Source organism: Bradyrhizobium sp. Crot121 (genome assembly GCF_059512385.1).
Genome location: NZ_JCAMOR010000125.1, coordinates 1 through 12829, shown reverse-complemented (window position 1 = coordinate 12829; position 12829 = coordinate 1). Strand labels below are relative to the sequence as shown.

Genomic DNA, 12829 nt, shown 5'->3' with positions numbered 1-12829 from the left:
CGGCACCGCCGCCGCGATCGCGCGGAGCCTTCCCAAAAAGGCCTGGCGCCGCCTGTCGTCCGGCGGAGGGACCAAAGGTCCGCGCTGGCACGACTGGACCTATCTCGAGCTGGCCGATCTCGAAGCCAGTGAATACAACGACGACCTTGCCGGGGAATGGACGCGGGGTCTTCTGGTCCGCCGCAACATCGCCGACGGCAGCTTGGCCTTTTTCTCCACATGGTGCCCCAAGGGCACCTCCATGCAGAAGCTGGTATCGGTGGAAGGCCATCGCTGGGCCATCGAGGACAGCTTCGAAACCGCCAAGAACGAGCTCGGCCTTGATCACAACGAAACCCGCTCCTGGCATGGCTGGCATCGCCATGTCTCACTCGTCATGCTTGCCTTCGCCATGATGGCCGTCATCCGTCATCGGGCCAACACCGGGCCCTTGCTCAAAAAAACGCGACCGCGGCCGCGACCGACGCATCGTTCTTGATCCGCTGGTCGATCCAGGAAATCCGCCGCATCGCCATGAAGCTCGCCCAGCGGCGCATCCCGCACGCCCGCGTCCTCGCATGGTCGTTCTGGCGCAGGGCTCATCAGGCAACTGCGCGCAAAGCCCATCTCAAGAAAAAATTACAACTGTAATGCTAGAGAAGTTTGTACGCAAAGAGATTGCATTTCAGCAAGCCGAGCGCATCGAGCGCGCGAGGGAGCTGCGCCTTCCTGTTCAGAAGGAGACCGTGCTTTCCTGGCCTGGGCCGAGTTCGAAATTGGTTACACGGCGATCTTCCTGACTGGGTCCGAGCTCAAGGTCGCCGCTCATGACGATGACGCCCGGCAGCGTACGCGATCGTAGTGCTGGCCCACGTCTCGTGGTGGATCGCTGCAGAATTGTCGACCAGCTGCGGTCAACGACGCCCGGGTCACACGGCCGCCGGCGCGTTTCCTTTCTGCGGGCAGAGCCGTCGTCTGACCCGTGTCGTCGACGGGGATCCCGTTGACTGCGACCTGCTGGTTCCACAGAGTAAAATGGCACAGAGATTCTTTGGAGTAGTGATGATGCGCGACGGCAAGTTTTCCTTCAGGGCCGCTCACCACCAAGACGCGGAGACGGTTTTCAATATCACGAAGGCGTCAATCGCCGGACTTGGGGAAGCATCCTACTCTCGGGACCAGATCGCGAATTGGATGGGCGAGCGGACGCCGGCATTCTACGAAGAGCTCATCGCCAAGGGACGAATGACGGTCTGTGAGCACGAAGGTCTTGTGGTTGGATTTGTCGATGCCGAGCCGGGCGAAGTAACCAGGTTGTTCCTATTGCCTGAGGCTGCAGGTGTCGGGCTCGGCCGCCGACTGCTTGAAATCGGGATAGCACGAGCGCGGATGGGTCATAGTGGGCCGATCAGGCTCGAGGCGACGATCAACGCCGAAGGCTTCTATCAAAAATGCGGCTTTCGAAGCGTGGGCCGCGACTTTTTCTCTCATGGACTCGGCGGCGAGCCTATTGAGATTGTGCGGATGGAATTGTGAACTTCGGCGTTCACCGGCGCAAAGCCCAACCTTGAAGTAAGGGGTGACCAATCAACCTTGAGGGAGACAGCCGCGCTCCAATACGACGCCCTCTGAAAGCATGAGCACTCAGATGCGCGCGTGTCTGCGGCGGCCTGTCCATAGGCTAACGAGCACCGTGGCGATGAAGGTCGTCACCCCGCAGGCCATGTAGAGGCCAGCTTCAGTTGCGTTGGGGACCAAGGTTGGCAGAAGGAAGATGAGCCCACCGAGCCCGCCTGTCAGCAAGGTCGTGAATGCCTGGACGCGCCCGATCAGGGCCGAATCCACAACGGTCAAAAGATGTCCGTTGGCCGCGGCCCGTGACAGGTTCCACAGTATTCCAGCAAGGGCATAGAGCACAATCGCGACCAGCGGGTTGGTCACGAAGGATAGAACGATCAACGAGGCCGCGGCCCCTGCGAGAACCGTCGCTGTTGCTCGGGCCATTTTCCTGGCGAGCGCCGGTATCCCGGCGACAGCAAGGGCGGCCATACCGGCGATTGCGGCCGTCATCTCGAGCATGCCGAAGAGATCGCTGCCGCCGCCAAGCGCATGGATGACGAAACCCGGCAACAACAGGTTGGTGATCTGGATCACGGCGAACGCCAGTCCTACCGTGATCGCAGCGGACAAGCTTTGCGGCTCGTTCAGAAGATAGCGGAACGCTTCACGCGAGGCGGAAAGCGGATTGAGCCCCTTCATCGACCGGCGACCGCTTGGGGTCCTCGTCAGCGGCCCGAGCAGAGGCAGAATGGCCAACGCGATGCAGGCGGACAGGACGGCCGCCGTAGTGCTGCCGAGCTGATCGATCGCGTAGCCGGCTACACCTGTGCCCATGGCGAGCCCCGCCTGATTGAAGAAGGACAGGCGCATGTTGAACGCCATGCGCTCAGTCCCGGGAACGAGCGACTGGAGCAGGCCGCTCATAGCGCCTGCCAGGAGCGCGTATCCGAAGGCCCCGAGAACGGCTGATAGAACCAGGAGGGGGCGCGAGAGCCCTTCCGGCAGGATCTCCACGAGGGCCAGCATAAAAAGCCCGGAAGCCTGGATCACTTGTCCCGCTGCAGTGACTGTGAGACGGCTATGTCGGTCGACGACGTACCCGCCGAGCGGTGCGAGAACGACTCCAGCGACGCTGGAGGTCAGCAACACCAGGCCAACCAGGCTCGATCCGCCGGCGTGGAACGCGATCCACGCCGGCAAGACGATGCCGACGCCGACGATGAAGAACGACGCCGAGGAAAAACCAATAAAGCAAAGTCGCTGCGTCGCTCGCATATCAAATCCATTCCCTCCGCTCACCCGGATGACCGCTACGCCCGTCGCTCAAGCTCGCCCGCGCGTGGCAGTTGCAAGCTGGAAGGCCTGAACACGAAATGTCTCTCTCGGGATTCAGATGGTCGGCGCGACTATCGATGCGATGCCAATCGCTCGCCCGTTTCTCTCTACCACCCCCGTGATCATTCGCCGAAGGCAAGTGGCTGGGCCGCTGGCCCAGAAACCAACTGGTTGCCATTGGACTCTGTGGAGAAGCAACCGATACTAGCGCCTACCCTAACGAGCTTCCATGGGGACCGGCGCAGGGCAATGCGATCACTGGGTTCAATCAAAGAAGGCAGGCCTGTTTGTGTCGGTTGCGAAGGCGAACGCAGCTTCCACATCGCTCTCGATCGTCCTGCCGCGCGAAAGCGGCGGCAATTGATCTTTCGGGAAAAACTCCGCCTCGCTCGTCTCCAACGTCGTCTTCACCAGGCTGCAGGGCAGCCGGGTGCACAGGAAGAACATCTTGTAGAAATCGCGGACATCAGGGGAATATGATGCGCTCGCCTTATGCCGCACGCCGTAGAGGCGGTTAGCGGACACGTTAAGGCCTGCTTCTTCAAAGATTTCCTTTTCGACATTCTGAGCCGCGGAGAGCCCGACGTCTGCAAAGCCGCCGGGGAGGGCCCAAAGGCCATCACTCTTCTCCCGGACGAGCAGGATTGCCTCGCCCTCGACGATTGCACCGCGCACGTCAATACGCGGCGTGGCATAGCCCAGCGCGAAATCAGAAACGAGTCCCTCGATGCGTTCGATCGGAACGTTGCCCAATTTGGCCAGCATTTCGTTGGCAATGGCCGCGATCTCCTCGTATCGCTCGCGATCAAATGGATCCTTCGCGAAGTGAAGCCCGGTTGACGCAATAGCTTGCAAGCGTTTGCCATAGCTAAGCCACTGAGGTTCCATCATGCCAACTCGATTTCGACTCTGGCGGCGAGCATAGCCAAGGGCGGCTCTTGGAGAAACCATAATGCGAAAAGAGAATGCCACATTCATCCGTGCGAGCGCTTAAAGATCTGGCAGTAAGAACCGTGCGCTTGCAGAAAACTAGTCTCCTACAGTGGAAACAACAGAATGGATCGTTCTGCAGACCTGGATGAGGGAGATGATTCGGTCGCGGGCACAGTCCAAATGAGCGTCGCGTCAAGTTCAATCGCTCGCCGATTACATCGAGCAAGAGGATCGCATTTTGTGGTCGATGCCTGCAAACCGTCCAATTCTTGTTCGTTCAGGCTGGGACAAATTGTTCAGCGATTCGCGAGGAGAAGAGCAGATAAACGATAAGAACGATCTCGAAACCAGGGTCGTTGCGGCGATACACGACTATCGCGAGGCCCTCGCACTGGTAGAAAACCTGGAACGAGAAGACGCTAGCGCGTATCGCTGGGCGACCAACACGCTGCTCGATTTGGTACGTGCCATGAAGGACGAAGCGGCACCGCTTTACAAGGGTAGGCTGTTTGAGATCAGCTCTGCAGCGATTAAGCGGTCTGTTCCGCCACCAATCGCCGATGCATTCACGTTACCGCCAGACTGGGCGCAGCGGGCGCCTGTTTGGGTTAGGCCCGGTTCATGCGCAGCGTGGGTATCCTGAAGGACTCGCCGGCGAGCGCGAAAGACATATTCCGCTTCGCAATGCCCGAATGCTTGGCCAGGACATCCTTGATGACAGATACGTCGTCCGTGAAAGCCATTTTATCGAGAAACTGCCGCAATGTGGCTTCGTCGGGACTCAATCGGGTGCAGATCCCGAACTTGAGTATCTCCGGGACGGCTTCGTCCATTTTCAAGCCGGAGCTCGTAACCTTGCCGTTCTCGTAGATCGCGGAGCGCAGCCAGTAGCCGGCCCTGTCAAAGAATATCATTGGAGTGAAATTCTCAGCGTCCTTCGCGTAGTAGTTCCTTTCCACGTCCTGGAAAATCTCGCGCAACGTTCCGCCGCCCCCTCGGCCGTAGATGATCCCAGCCCGCGAATTATTGACGAGCGCTTCCTCGCGAAGACTGTTCTGGTAGTATTTGGCGTAGTGCGTCGCGAACGGCATCGTGGGCTCGGCACCGTACAGCCAGGTCGGAATGGGCCGAACGCACGTCGAGTGCAGCCGCGAGCCAATCGCGGGCGGCCATCACGTCCTTTCGCTTCGATTTCTTAAGGCTGCCGTCGTTCTCGAAGAGATCATCCAGATCGCCGTAATCCGGGGTCGCCGCAAGCTTCGCCAAGGCCCTTTCGAGATCGTCCATTCCGTTTTTGCTAAAGGCCACTCCCACGTGCGCAGCCTCCATGACGCCGGGACCGCCTCCGGTGACGATGAGGTACCCGTCCTGCGCCACGCTCCAGGCAAGCTTGGCGATGTCAGCGAACGCCGGCGAATTGCGCTTGGCGGCGTGGCCGCCCATGAACCCCACGAGCGGCCGGCCAACGTCCTTCAGAAATCTCTTGAGGGCATCGGCGATCGTCGCGTCGTGCCGCGCCTGCGACAGTCGCGTCTCCAGAGCGGACGGCACGGGTCCTCCGTCGGACACGAATTGCCGGAACACCTCGAAGTCGCGGGTGAGCGTGAAGCCCAACTCGTCGAACGGATTGAATCCATCGAGGAGGTCGGACGCTGCGTACAACCTCTGAAGCATCGTCGGCAGCATCCAAGTTCTCCATTTGAGGTCTAGCGAAGCGCCGTGTCTAGCAATCTTGCGAGCCTTGCAGCGGCAAGGGCTGCGCGGTTGCGGGCGGTGTTTCGTGCGTTCGTTTCGTAGTCGCGCGTGAGTTGAACCGCGGCCGGTCCGAGCCCGACCGGCTGGGCGTACGCGAAGCTCTTTGCGGCCTCGAAGCTCTCCTGCGCCCATCGATCGGGATCGAGCACCTTCTCCGCATCGGCATCGACCGCGACCGACCCGAGACCACCCCGGTCGTCAGCGTCGAAGATGGCCCCGAAGACAGAAGAATATCCGCCGAAGAGACGATCCCAATAGGCGTGCAGCGCGATCGTCTCGCCGGTGGCCGGGACGACCATCTCGGCGTTGCCGCCGCGGTCGCCGTGCGGAAGCTCGGCGGTATAGCGGGCGATCGCGTGAAGCGGTTGATGGAGATCCCCGACGAGGTGCAGCAACCAGACGAGGTCGTAGGAACGGAGTTGATCGGAGGCGCCGGAAGCTGCGGGCAGCGTAGCGATCATGGTCTTCGCCATCTTCGCGGCATCGACCGGATCCGGTGCGGGCAGTGTCGTGCCGTCCGGCGAGAACAATATGTCCTCATAGTGCCAATAGCTGTGCTTCAGCTTGTCGTAAGCTACGTTCTGCCCGGCGGTCGCGTCCGTAATGCGATCTTCCCGGTAATCGCTCTTCGTCTTGATGTCGTCGGCCCACGTCGCCGCGTGGACGAAGGCATAAGTCCTTCGGGAAGCTTCGTCCTGCGCACCGCACGTCCAGACCTGATAGTCGGGATTGAGCCTGAGCAGGCCGTCGATCTTGTCCTTGATCGCGGGATCCAGCCGCTTGTAGGCCAGATAGGCGATCTGCATATGGCCTTCGTCCCACCACGCGGACGCCGGGTCGGGCAGGAGCGCGACGAGGCAGGACAACGCTATCAAAGCGGCTTTCTTCATGCGCGTTCCTCCGCGATTCGCCCAGTGGATGACACGTCGGCTCCGGTATCGCGATCGTTACAGGTTCCGAGGTAGAAGATCGGACTCGGATTTCACCGGAATCGCCGGCCGCGCCTCGCCTACGACAGGCTGATCTTTGGTCTCGAAAGTATCGGCCGACCCGACCTGATCGCCGAAGTCCAGGCCGGTCCGGCGTTCGATCTCGGTGATGGCGACACGCCATTGCGAGACGTCGACGAAGGCCGGCGGCTTCGGCGGAATGCCTCCCTTGCGCTGTTCGGACAGCAGTTGACGCTGATCGACGACGAGCCCGACTGATTTCACGCCGTTCTTGCCCTTCCAGGCGATCACCTTGAAAAACGACGACGGAATCTGGGTGGCGTCAGCCCAAAGATCCACCTTGTCGTCGAAAATCGGTCCCTGGAAGACGCAGATGCGGTTCGCGGTCTCTTCCGAGATGGCTCCGTTTTCGAGGACGTATTGCTCGGCGCCCTGCCAGAATTTGGTGCTCTCGTTGAAGCGGAAGTGCTGCGGGGTGCAATTGGTGAAATGATAGGTGTCCGCATTCGCGCGTTCGGCTTGATCCTTGCTTCCCCAGTCAGGGTCCACCCGGCGAGTTAGATGGCCCCTGTCGAAGAGATTGGACCAACCAGAATAGAAGGTCTGGTCGATGAAGAAGCTCGCGCTGATGCGGGGGTCCCCGTACCACGTCTCTCCTTCGGCGCCGTTGGTGACTTCTCCCGTAGAGCGATCCACGTTCAGGAAGCTCTTGCCGTCGATGTTGGTTGCGGTGAAGAGAGCCATCTTCTTGGCCTTGTTCATCTTGATGCTGAAGTGCTCGTACTTCAGTTCACCGGCCTCGGCGTTCTGTTCGCCGGTCCTCAAGGGAGCGATCTGCTTCGCCAGTTTGCCGACCGGCGTGGGCAGAGGAAACGTTACGCCATGCACGAACCGCGGGTCGTAGCCGTCGCGATTCGAATAGTCCTGATCAATTGATATCTTTTCCGCCGCTCGCGTGAGCGCTTTCTGGGGAGCTGGCGCTGGCGCGATCGATGCGGCGGTCGCGTAGCTTCCGCCCACCCGGACACTCACCTCGATCGGAATCGTCACCTTGATCTCGTTCCCACCCGCTTCGCTGGCCATGACGCCCTCCTCCCCGATTACCAGACTCTCTTGTGCATCCGCGGAGGGATGCGGCGGCGAGAGTCGCCTTCCGCCCGTCTGCTCGAGCGCCGTTTTCGACAGATCGAGCGCGGCCCGCAATAGGTCGCGACGCTCCCCGTCGAGACTGGCGAGCCTGTCCGAGAGATGTCGATAGATGGCGCTGATCCGCACGCCTTCGTTGACGTTCGTCGGAATGGGATTGCCGTTCTCATCCTTGCGTTCGAGGAACGGCTCCCCGAAGTGATGAAGCGCAACGAGCTCCCACGCATCATTGAAGACCGCCGCTCCCGACGAACCGTGGTCGGTGTCGGTCTCGTACAGAAGCGTACGCTCCGTCCGGTACTGCAAAATGTTGTTTCGGATGGCGATCATCTTGGGCAGACCGTTCGGGTGCTGCACGATATTCATGTTCATGCCGATCACGTGCTTGTCCGGCCGATCGGACAGGACGCAATATCGGAAGTCTCTCGGATCGCCGTCGCCAGCCACCTTTCGCCCAAGCGCGACGAGGGCGTAGTCCAGTTCCTCCTGCTGCGAGAACAGGGCGAAGCGCTCGGGCGCCAAACGGAAGACGGTGGTGGGCCGCATTGATCCGTCGTCGCCCATTTCCCGATCGAAAGTGATCTGTGCCGAAAGGGCAGCGGCTTCGTCCTGGATCACGTGCTGGTTCGTCATGAAAAGCGTGGGACTGATCATGAAGCCTGTGCCGGCCGTCCATTTGCCTCCGGCCGTCGCCTCGACGAACGCGATTGCCCGCCGCGCCGTCGCGCCGCCCGGCAGGAACCACGACGTCTGCATGTCGTCAGGACCCTGCACGGCCTCCGCGCCTCGAGGCATGGCCTGCCGCGCGGCCCGCAAGTTGAACATCGCCATGCGCGCACGGTCCGGCTCGGCCTGGCGCCACTGCTTGCCTTCCACGAGCTTGCGCACGCGATCGCGATCTTCGCGCGTCTGCTCAACTACATTCCGAAACCGCGTCTGATTGATTTCCATGGGGTCAGCCCGTCCCGATCGAAAGCACGTCGAGCCGACCTCGGGACGCGGCAGCGCTCCGCAGGTTCGAACATCTCGACGTCATGCCACCGTCACAAATGCCGTCAGGAGCGCGCCGCATCCGGCGGTCCACTAGAGATCGTGCGGAAAAACCGTCGCGTTTCCGTCTGAACGCTCGCGATGTCATGAAAGTGCCGGCCTCTCCGGGTGCCCAGACATTACCCGCCCCGCAATAAATTCCGATAAAAAATTTGTCTGCAATCTTTGATTGCCGATCCTACATATGGCGCGCGCGCCGTCAAGCTCGCTCGACAAAAACCAAGAAACGAACGCATAGCCCGTTGACGCTTAGCGGCGGCCTCACAGCCATTTGGCTTCCAAGCTTGAACCCTGGTCACGTCAAATAGCAATATCCTGCTTCCCGCCTCTATCGACACATCGTCGGAGCTTTGGAAAGAGCCTCGCGACCGATCCGTTTAAGGCGGTCACGCGTTTTCTCGCCCGTGCTGGCCGCTTCCAGTATCTTTGAAGCCACATGGGTGCGAGCGCCCGTCTCGTAGCGCGAAAGGCTCACACAGACTTCGTCGAGGACCGACCGTAGAAGCGCAGTTGTGGCAGCATCGAACATCTTCAATCTCCCAATGGTACAACAGCAATAGAAGAAGCTGACGAACACGCGACAAAGAGATGTCTGTTCAAACCTTCGACGCTGTTTCGCTTTAGTTGAATAAAAGGCTCCGACCGGGGACGTGACGCTGATGCGCCCGGAGAGGTGCCATTTTCATGGAGATTAGCCGGTGGCACAGAAGCAACTGTCATCGATGGTCTCGGGCACAATAGTGGCATGTCCGCGCCGATCCATCGGGGAACGCTTGTGCAGGAAGGGATTGCGCGACGATGGGAGGGATTGTGCAACCATGGTGTGGCTGAGGTATCGAGAAAATGAATCGTTAACCCTGATCGATTCATAAAAATCATTGGACCTCGCTTCCGCAGGAAGCGAGAATCCGGGCATGCCAAACCTCGAGCCAAGTCCGCTTCACCTTCGCCGCATCGACGCCACCCGCAACATGCGGCGGTTTTACTTGCTTTCGATCCAGCCGACCCTGTTCGGCGGGATCTCGCTGATCCGCAACTGGGGCCGGATCGGCACGACCGGCCGAACGATGGTGCAGACCTTCGATGCCAGTGCAGAAGCGGGCGAAGCATTCGGACGGCTGGAGCGCGCCAAGCGCAGGCGCGGATACGCCTCTGCTGAGGAGAAAGTCTAAAGTTTCGTCAGTTTTCCGGGGATTATGGCTCCGCTTCCGATGTCTGGCTCTATTCGTCCGGCGGTCTTGGTGTCAGACGGAAGAAAATCGAAGCAAGACGGAGCCTGTTCCATGACCACCGCCAATGAGATTGCCGAGAAGATCGCCGCTGAGAACAGCCTGACAAAGACACAGGCGAAAGCGATTGTCGACGGCGTGTTCAAGGCCATCGCCGATGCAGCCGCGAGCGGGGCCGAGACAAGCATCGCCGGCTTCGGAAAGTTTAAGGTCAAGGACACCCCTGCCCGCGAGGGCCGTAATTCGTCGACCGGCGCAACGATCGCGATCGCGGCTTCCAAGAAGCTCACCTTCACGCCAGCCAAAGCCATCAAGGACGTCCTCAACGGATGAGCGGAGCCGTTGCACTTCGTGCCGTAAGTCGCTAGACGAGGGGGCTTACGCCCCCTCCTCTTCGGCCGCGAGTGCTTCGTTGCGCTGACGGATGAGGTCGGCCAGTTCGGCTTCGATCGCCTTGCGCTCCGCGGCCGTGAACAGGCATTCCCGCAGCTCGGCGCGCAATTCCTCAATGGTGTCGACGGTCATGAGGGCGTCTCCGATTGAAAGGAAGAAGGCCCCGCCTCGCGGCGGAGCCCTCTGGCGGTAGCCTCAGTCCCGGTTCGGCCGGGACCAGATCAGCTGCAGGCCCTCCTCGCCCTCCACCTCGATCAGGGTGGCGTAGATCGGAGCGGGGAAGCTCGGGTCATCCAGCTTGACCGAGAGGTAGTCGCGGCCCTCGTTGGAGACCTTCTGCCAGGCAGCGCCCAATTCGACGCTCGCGCCCGCGAAGATGCGGAAGTGCGGTCCCTTCTCGGAGGGGTTCTCGACGCGGACCAGCTTGGCCTTGACGTTGAGGTTCAAAGTCTTGATGGCGCCAGAAAATCCGTTGCCCGTGGAGGTGAAGCTGCCGATGGTAGCCATTGTCTCATTCCCTTGGTTTTCTCGGGCCGCGCCTATCGCGACCTCGATGGCGGTCGTGAGACCGGAGGCGATCGACCTGCACCCGAAGGGCCGAAACAAAGTGGAGGGCGGCCGGGAGCGACTTTCTTGAACCGCGAGGAATGGCGCGCAGCGCCAGGGGAAGAAAGTCGAGGACGGACGTTGCGGGGACAAGATCGAGAGCCCGCGTAGCGGGATCGGCCTTCGGTCAGACCAGCCTCTATCGAGGACGCAGATGGGTGTGCCCGTCGCGAAAACACGTGGAATGAAGTCAGGCGACCTGGCCATTCGCATCTCGAGGCAACGAGCACAGGCAACGAGACGCGGTTTTCCTCAACCAGGCCGCTTTGGCGTCGCGCGCTCGCTGCGTGAGGGATCGCCGCTGTCTGCAATCTCGGCGCATCTGCGGAGGTCGCTGCCGCAACATCGCCGACGAGCCTGCCGACGTGCTTGTCGTGCGGATGCAACCTCGCCGTATCAGATACACGCCACCGATTAACTTCGGAGGCGCCATCGCCAGCGATTTGCCATAATGGAATCGCGGACGGCATCCGCGAGAGGGCTCCCGCCGCGAGGCGGGGCCTCTTTTCTTTTCGATCGTGACTTGCGACCTACAAAGACGCCATGCGCGACGAGCGCCACAAGCATGGTGGAATGCACGGCCGCGTGCAGGGAAATCGCGCACAGGGCGATTGGGAGGACGGACGCCCTCCCCTTCAAGGAACCGAGCATGTAGCATCAGGCGGCTTCGCGCTCGCCATTGCTCTGCGGTTGCAAGCTGTGGAGATAAGCAACCGCGCGCTGCGCATGGGCGGCTGCTGAGAAGATTGCGCGCCTGTTATTGGAAAGAACGGAGACCCAACTTACCAGATAGGCCGCATGATCCGGTCTCGGTTCGAGCTCGGGGACGATGCCAAGATCGGCGCAAACCAGGGCCGATCCAATTTCGGCTAAAAGTTCTTCCCGGGCTCGCTCACTTCGATCCTTCGCGTAGCGGCTGAGATCGCGGCCGACGCGACGGGCATCCGCTGTCCAATGAATGTGCTCGTGGCTCAGCACCGCCACGTATGACGCGGCATCACGGAAGCTTTCGAATATCGGCATCTGGATGTGATCGCTCGATGGCGAATAGAACGCTCGCGAACCGCCATGCCGGATCACGGAGCCGGTGTTGGCGAAGAATCGATCGGCGTGCTCGATGCGCTCAACGGGATCGAGAATGGGTGCCGGCCGGTGATAAAAGTGTTCCGGCAGACCTTCGATCTGCTCGACGTTGAACACGACGTAGGTCTTGAGGAACGGGATGTCCCGCTCGACCTCGCCGCCGTGTTCGTCCGTCTCGGTCTTGGTAAACCGACTTGCGTAGATGACGGTCGAACCCGATTCACCCTTGCGGACATGGCCGCCGAGGTCGGTGGACTGCTTGAAGGTCATCCAGATTGATGACGTGAAGCCGCGCGCCAGTCCTTCCGACCACAGCAGCAGCACATTCATACCCGTGTATGGTTCACCATTGTGGCGCAGCGGTCGGGTGATCCGGCCGGTCGCATTGCCGACGCTCCAAGGCTGCACCCAGGGGCGCACGCCTTTCTCCAGATCGGCGATGATGCGTTCAGTGATCCGCGCATAGATGTCGGCCCGTCCGCCTTCTTTCTTCCCACTCATTTTCGTGAACCTCCGTCTTGGAGCCGCGCTCATCGCGGCCCGTCACGACGGTCCGAAGCCGGGGAATTCAGGGGGCCGGCGCACCCATAGGCCGAAACGAAGTGGAGGGCGTCGAAGCCGCTGCGCCGGCCGCCGGCCCCGGCAAGACCGACAGCGGGACGGGCTGCGATGAGAACCCCTCACCTTCCTTCACTCTGCGCCCTTCCGCCCCCTGCCTTCTTCCGGCATCGCATGTATGGAACGGCCCGCGGGCGCAAGAGCTTTCTCAGTCGACTTCACACATGGGAGCGGTGCCGTCATGTATACGGC

15 protein-coding genes are annotated in these 12829 nt (G+C 60.8%); 5 read left to right on the top strand and 10 right to left on the bottom strand.

Annotation, left to right across the window (positions count from 1 at the left end; all coding sequences use genetic code 11):
• The 3 genes from AC5ZGW_RS43240 to AC5ZGW_RS43230 form a co-directional block, all read left to right on the top strand.
• The coding region (locus AC5ZGW_RS43240) for a transposase (protein WP_496114110.1) at positions 1-478 on the top strand (478 nt) is incomplete at its 5' end.
• On the top strand, positions 475-630 hold the full coding sequence (locus AC5ZGW_RS43235) for a hypothetical protein (RefSeq protein WP_165421640.1): 156 nt from the start codon (positions 475-477) through the stop codon (positions 628-630). The genes AC5ZGW_RS43240 and AC5ZGW_RS43235, both read left to right, overlap by 4 nt.
• Before the next feature lie 411 nt (positions 631-1041).
• Positions 1042-1515: a GNAT family N-acetyltransferase gene (locus tag AC5ZGW_RS43230; RefSeq protein ID WP_349645131.1), complete on the top strand. Its 474-nt coding sequence runs from the start codon at positions 1042-1044 to the stop codon at positions 1513-1515.
• A 108-nt stretch (positions 1516-1623) separates the two neighbouring features.
• Here the strand turns inward: AC5ZGW_RS43230 and AC5ZGW_RS43225 are convergent, their stop codons facing one another.
• From AC5ZGW_RS43225 to AC5ZGW_RS43195, 7 genes are all read right to left on the bottom strand, one after another.
• Positions 1624-2814, bottom strand: a complete 1191-nt coding sequence (locus AC5ZGW_RS43225) for an MFS transporter (protein ID WP_130230140.1) — start codon at positions 2812-2814, stop codon at positions 1624-1626.
• A gap of 324 nt (positions 2815-3138) precedes the next feature.
• Entirely contained in the window at positions 3139-3765 is a 627-nt protein-coding gene (locus AC5ZGW_RS43220) for an NUDIX hydrolase (protein ID WP_245475090.1), read from the bottom strand.
• Positions 3766-4415: 650 nt separating this feature from the next.
• Complete coding sequence (locus AC5ZGW_RS43215; protein ID WP_130230138.1) at positions 4416-4787, bottom strand: hypothetical protein; 372 nt, start codon at positions 4785-4787, stop codon at positions 4416-4418.
• Positions 4788-4830: 43 nt separating this feature from the next.
• Positions 4831-5493: an SLOG cluster 4 domain-containing protein gene (locus tag AC5ZGW_RS43210; RefSeq protein WP_130230136.1), complete on the bottom strand. Its 663-nt coding sequence runs from the start codon at positions 5491-5493 to the stop codon at positions 4831-4833.
• A 20-nt stretch (positions 5494-5513) separates the two neighbouring features.
• Positions 5514-6452 (bottom strand): S1/P1 nuclease, encoded by a 939-nt coding sequence (locus tag AC5ZGW_RS43205; protein ID WP_130230134.1) that lies wholly within the window; start codon positions 6450-6452, stop codon positions 5514-5516.
• Positions 6453-6509: 57 nt separating this feature from the next.
• Positions 6510-8609: a DNA/RNA non-specific endonuclease gene (locus tag AC5ZGW_RS43200; RefSeq protein WP_130230133.1), complete on the bottom strand. Its 2100-nt coding sequence runs from the start codon at positions 8607-8609 to the stop codon at positions 6510-6512.
• A 427-nt stretch (positions 8610-9036) separates the two neighbouring features.
• Positions 9037-9237: a hypothetical protein gene (locus AC5ZGW_RS43195; protein ID WP_130230131.1), complete on the bottom strand. Its 201-nt coding sequence runs from the start codon at positions 9235-9237 to the stop codon at positions 9037-9039.
• Positions 9238-9622: 385 nt separating this feature from the next.
• Between AC5ZGW_RS43195 and AC5ZGW_RS43190 the strand changes: the two genes are divergently transcribed.
• Together AC5ZGW_RS43190 and AC5ZGW_RS43185 are read left to right on the top strand one after the other, a co-directional pair.
• A complete protein-coding gene (locus tag AC5ZGW_RS43190; RefSeq protein ID WP_130230129.1) occupies positions 9623-9880 on the top strand; it encodes a WGR domain-containing protein in 258 nt (85 codons plus the stop codon).
• 111 nt (positions 9881-9991) lie between these two features.
• On the top strand, positions 9992-10270 hold the full coding sequence (locus tag AC5ZGW_RS43185) for an HU family DNA-binding protein (RefSeq protein ID WP_130230127.1): 279 nt from the start codon (positions 9992-9994) through the stop codon (positions 10268-10270).
• Between the two features lie 45 nt (positions 10271-10315).
• Here AC5ZGW_RS43185 and AC5ZGW_RS43180 read toward each other — a convergent pair whose 3' ends face one another.
• The 3 genes from AC5ZGW_RS43180 to AC5ZGW_RS43170 all read right to left on the bottom strand — a co-directional run bounded on the left by AC5ZGW_RS43180 (position 10316) and on the right by AC5ZGW_RS43170 (position 12520).
• Positions 10316-10462, bottom strand: coding sequence for a hypothetical protein (locus AC5ZGW_RS43180; protein ID WP_165421522.1), 147 nt, complete (start codon positions 10460-10462; stop codon positions 10316-10318).
• Between the two features lie 63 nt (positions 10463-10525).
• Complete coding sequence (locus tag AC5ZGW_RS43175; protein WP_130230126.1) at positions 10526-10837, bottom strand: DUF736 domain-containing protein; 312 nt, start codon at positions 10835-10837, stop codon at positions 10526-10528.
• Between the two features lie 756 nt (positions 10838-11593).
• Positions 11594-12520, bottom strand: coding sequence for an ArdC family protein (locus AC5ZGW_RS43170; protein ID WP_130230124.1), 927 nt, complete (start codon positions 12518-12520; stop codon positions 11594-11596).
• Positions 12521-12829 lie beyond the last annotated feature (309 nt).

Bases quoted from the DNA above. Each gene is read 5' to 3' on its own strand.
- AC5ZGW_RS43230 (WP_349645131.1), top strand. From the start codon at position 1,042: ATGATGCGCGACGGCAAGTTTTCCTTCAGGGCCGCTCACCACCAAGAC.
- AC5ZGW_RS43225 (WP_130230140.1), bottom strand. From the start codon at position 2,814: ATGCGAGCGACGCAGCGACTTTGCTTTATTGGTTTTTCCTCGGCGTCG.
- AC5ZGW_RS43220 (WP_245475090.1), bottom strand. From the start codon at position 3,765: ATGATGGAACCTCAGTGGCTTAGCTATGGCAAACGCTTGCAAGCTATT.
- AC5ZGW_RS43210 (WP_130230136.1), bottom strand. From the start codon at position 5,493: ATGCTGCCGACGATGCTTCAGAGGTTGTACGCAGCGTCCGACCTCCTC.
- AC5ZGW_RS43205 (WP_130230134.1), bottom strand. From the start codon at position 6,452: ATGAAGAAAGCCGCTTTGATAGCGTTGTCCTGCCTCGTCGCGCTCCTG.
- AC5ZGW_RS43200 (WP_130230133.1), bottom strand. From the start codon at position 8,609: ATGGAAATCAATCAGACGCGGTTTCGGAATGTAGTTGAGCAGACGCGC.
- AC5ZGW_RS43195 (WP_130230131.1), bottom strand. From the start codon at position 9,237: ATGTTCGATGCTGCCACAACTGCGCTTCTACGGTCGGTCCTCGACGAA.
- AC5ZGW_RS43190 (WP_130230129.1), top strand. From the start codon at position 9,623: ATGCCAAACCTCGAGCCAAGTCCGCTTCACCTTCGCCGCATCGACGCC.
- AC5ZGW_RS43185 (WP_130230127.1), top strand. From the start codon at position 9,992: ATGACCACCGCCAATGAGATTGCCGAGAAGATCGCCGCTGAGAACAGC.
- AC5ZGW_RS43180 (WP_165421522.1), bottom strand. From the start codon at position 10,462: ATGACCGTCGACACCATTGAGGAATTGCGCGCCGAGCTGCGGGAATGC.
- AC5ZGW_RS43175 (WP_130230126.1), bottom strand. From the start codon at position 10,837: ATGGCTACCATCGGCAGCTTCACCTCCACGGGCAACGGATTTTCTGGC.
- AC5ZGW_RS43170 (WP_130230124.1), bottom strand. From the start codon at position 12,520: ATGAGTGGGAAGAAAGAAGGCGGACGGGCCGACATCTATGCGCGGATC.